The sequence below is a fragment of the Elizabethkingia argenteiflava genome, from assembly GCF_009904105.1.
Classification (GTDB): Bacteria; Bacteroidota; Bacteroidia; order Flavobacteriales; family Weeksellaceae; genus Elizabethkingia; species Elizabethkingia argenteiflava.
In genome coordinates, this window is record NZ_JAAABJ010000364.1 from 1 (window position 1) to 3,258 (window position 3,258).

The window sequence follows — 3,258 nt, forward strand, 5'->3', positions numbered from 1 at the left end:
ATGAGCCAGCACTTAGACTACGCACGGTCTTCTTCGTTTTACCGTTCTTACGGTTAATTTGCTCGTTAAGTTTATCCTGAGCAAGGTGGTATTCAAGCTCACCGCACATCATAGATTCCAGAAAGTGATTCACCATTGGAGACAGAACCCCATCGGTGCCAGTCATTTTTTTTCCAGAATAAAGGCCGGCAATAGCCTCCTTCTTAAAAGACTCAAAGTCAAATTCTTCTTGTGCCATAAGATATTATATTTAAAGATAATGTGTATGACACAGTTCGAGATACAACCTCAAAAACAATGAAGAAAACTTATTGTCATTAGCGTACTTCAACAGCCTTAAACTTGCACTAGACAATAATGTAACATCAATCTCATTCCCTAATATCAGCACGGGTATTTACAGATTTCCAAAAGAAAAAGCTGATAAAATTGCGATTCAAACTATAGCTGATTTTTTAACCATGACTACTAAAATCAAGCGAGTAATATTTGTCTGCTTTGATGATGAAAATTATCAAATCTATTCTGGACTCTTAAAACAATAAAGCCCCAATTTTTAGGGCTTTATTGTTATTATAATAATTCTTGTAATCTTTTAAATATTTCTGTTTTTTCCTGTTCCTGATGCGGCTCTAAAAGAACATTTAATAATTCTTCTCCTCTTATATAATCTACTAAATGAACCCCTAACCAACCTGTACTCCAAAAGTCGATTCCCCCTCCTTTGCCTGAAGATTCAAATATAACTTGATTTAGGGATCCAAAATCTCCTTCTTCATAAAATCTATAATTTAATTCATAAGGGATTAAATTAGGAGCTATTTCTTCTTTAAACCAATCTAAACTTTTTACCTTTTCCATTATTATTTTGTTTTTAAAACGGGTGTAAGATTCTTAACCTTAGGTTGTAACTGACCGCCTTGTTTTTGTAACATATATAATTGACTGGGTTTTGCATTTGGCCCAATTGTTTTAAACCAATTTGGCTTACCTCCTTGTAATAAACTATTTGTTGGAACTTGGAATTCTGCAAATACAGAACCTTTAGGCGCTGATGTGAAAGCCCCTGGACCACCTATTCCAACGAAAGTTTGACCTCCCGCTCCTTCTACCATTTACCCTGTTGTTGACATGGTTGTATATTCAGATTTGACATCCAACGTCCCACAGTGGTCATCTCTTCAGCTGCTTCTACCGCTTTCACAGCTCTCCCAAAACCTCCAAACATCAATCCAGCCCCACTTCCTTCATCCTGCATTATGCTTATATGTGCACTGTTAATTCCCCTGAAGATTCTATTCATCTTAGATTCTCTGGGATTATAATTAGGATTATCTCTCCAAGCTCTGTAACCTTCTAAATCAGTAGGAGCGCTAGCTTTATTCGGATCACTTGCATAACTCCAACTATTTCCGAAGGGACTTAATGAAACCCAATGCCCACTTTCTGTTTTGTAAATAGAATTAGCATCTTTTCCATTGGAATAAGCATCATATCCCATCGATTGATAATTATCTGCCGTAACCTTATCATTCCATTCCCATTGATTAACCCTTCTTCCCCAATCGAAAGATTCTCGTCCACCCCGATCGACATATCTTACTGGATTATTGAATGAAAAAGCATATGGCGACCAACTTGGCATGTTCTCCGCTAGAGGATCAACATTTAACCAACTACACCATTTTTCCCTCGCGGAAGCTTATCCTTTTTCTTCGTCTGCACTGGCTCACTTCTCAAAGAGAATCTTGCTTTTTCAAATGAAAAAGCAAAATACGGGCTTTTGGCGGTATTTTTTTTGTACTACATATTATTTGATAATTTCCACTTATATCCACTTTTCGTATTTTCTATTAAATATTTTTCTTTTGTAAAAAAATCTTTAATAGATTTATACGTATATTCTTTATTGTATTTTGACATATCTGCTGATTTCCACAAAACCCTAGTTTTATACACTTTTTTACTCATTCTATCATAAAAAGATACTACTTCGTAATCTCCTTGAAAAAAGTTTTCAAAATATTTTTCTATATCTTCAAATTCATCTATAAAAAAATTATTCTCAAAATAGTTGAATCTCACATCCAAAAAAGTCAAGGATAAATCTATAAATAATATTTCAGAACTATTTGTTTGTATTTCCAACTCAAAACTATTTTCGGAAAATTCTCCTATAACTTTATAATCACTACTGTCTAATTTTAATAAATATTTTTTTATTAGAGTGGCTATCAAACTTAATTCTATCCAACTATGATTTTTGGCATTTTGAATAAAATCTTCTAATTTTAATACAATATATTCCTTATTCATATTTATTGTCTAACATAGGGTCGATATTTTGAAGCATTTACAGGAAAAAAATGTTTGCTCCCTTCAGTGCCATAATTAAAATGTACAGCTTTTTCTCCTCCTCCTGCAGTTTGAAGTCTATGTCTCTCTAATCTAAATTGGAAATTCGTTTCTGTATTTCTAATACCATATTGAAACTTTCCATCTTTAGGTAATCCGTTTGTCATAATCTTATACTCTCCATGAACGAATTTTGATCCAAACTTTGAAGAAGCCCCCAAAGCAAATCCTCCTATTACCCCTCCAACATAATTTCCTTCAGAAAAATCATTAAATGTTTGTGCTACCCCTGACAGGAAACCTAGTGGAGGCGATACAACTCCAGCTATTAAAGGCATTAAAGGATTCGTTTCTACCATTACATAATCAAAATGACTTTTCCCATACATAGGATTTGGAGAAGTTATAGTCGCACCTTGCGAACCTCTTTGTCCTCCCCAACCTTCTATAGTAGCGCCTCCTGTCTCTATATTCCCAGTAGAATAAACACTCGTGGTATGATTCAAAAACGCAAGAGCACCTCTGGAAATACCAATCGACCCATCTTTACCCAAATCATAATCTGCAGTAAGTCCATTGCGAGAAACATGATACCCTGTAATCGATTGAGCACTACTCCCATATTTTGACCGTGCTTCAAAAGTTCCATTTACGGCAGCATCGTAAAAGATACGATTCCCTTGTTTAATCCAATCTTCCGGCACCATCCCCGTAGGATCTATTAACCTTACTGGATTATTAAAGGTATAGAGGTACGGCGACCAGTTGGGCATTTGCTCTGCCAGTGGGTCAGTAGACAACCACATCTACTCAACAAATTGCTCGCGCGAACGCAACCTTTTGATAAAGAACACCTTTTCTTATTCTCAAAAATAAGGATTTTTCTTTTCAATTGAAAAAAAT

At 35.1% G+C, this 3,258-nt stretch carries 5 protein-coding genes and 2 pseudogenes; 1 reads left to right on the forward strand and 6 read right to left on the reverse strand.

The features are described from left to right. Positions 1-238: pseudogene (locus GNY06_RS04065) on the reverse strand (IS256 family transposase); the annotation flags it as partial. 64 nt (positions 239-302) lie between these two features. On the opposite strand from GNY06_RS04065, the pseudogene GNY06_RS04070 reads away from it, so the two are divergent. Next, positions 303-545 (forward strand): annotated as a pseudogene (locus tag GNY06_RS04070) (macro domain-containing protein); the annotation flags it as partial. 28 nt (positions 546-573) lie between these two features. On the opposite strand, the gene GNY06_RS04075 reads toward GNY06_RS04070, so the two are convergent. From GNY06_RS04075 to GNY06_RS04095, 5 genes are all read right to left on the reverse strand, one after another. Beyond that, complete coding sequence (locus tag GNY06_RS04075) at positions 574-861, reverse strand: hypothetical protein (RefSeq protein WP_166518915.1); 288 nt, start codon at positions 859-861, stop codon at positions 574-576. A 2-nt stretch (positions 862-863) separates the two neighbouring features. After that, on the reverse strand, positions 864-1,115 hold the full coding sequence (locus GNY06_RS04080) for a TreTu family toxin (RefSeq protein ID WP_166518916.1): 252 nt from the start codon (positions 1,113-1,115) through the stop codon (positions 864-866). After that, the gene (locus GNY06_RS04085) at positions 1,109-1,645 is read right to left on the reverse strand and encodes a hypothetical protein (RefSeq protein WP_166518917.1); all 537 of its coding nucleotides are present in this window, start codon (positions 1,643-1,645) and stop codon (positions 1,109-1,111) included. Before GNY06_RS04085 ends, GNY06_RS04080 begins: the two co-directional genes overlap by 7 nt. Before the next feature lie 158 nt (positions 1,646-1,803). Continuing rightward, positions 1,804-2,316 (reverse strand): hypothetical protein, encoded by a 513-nt coding sequence (locus GNY06_RS04090; protein WP_166518918.1) that lies wholly within the window; start codon positions 2,314-2,316, stop codon positions 1,804-1,806. Positions 2,317-2,318: 2 nt separating this feature from the next. Continuing rightward, on the reverse strand, positions 2,319-3,161 hold the full coding sequence (locus GNY06_RS04095) for a hypothetical protein (RefSeq protein WP_166518919.1): 843 nt from the start codon (positions 3,159-3,161) through the stop codon (positions 2,319-2,321). Positions 3,162-3,258: the final 97 nt, after the last annotated feature.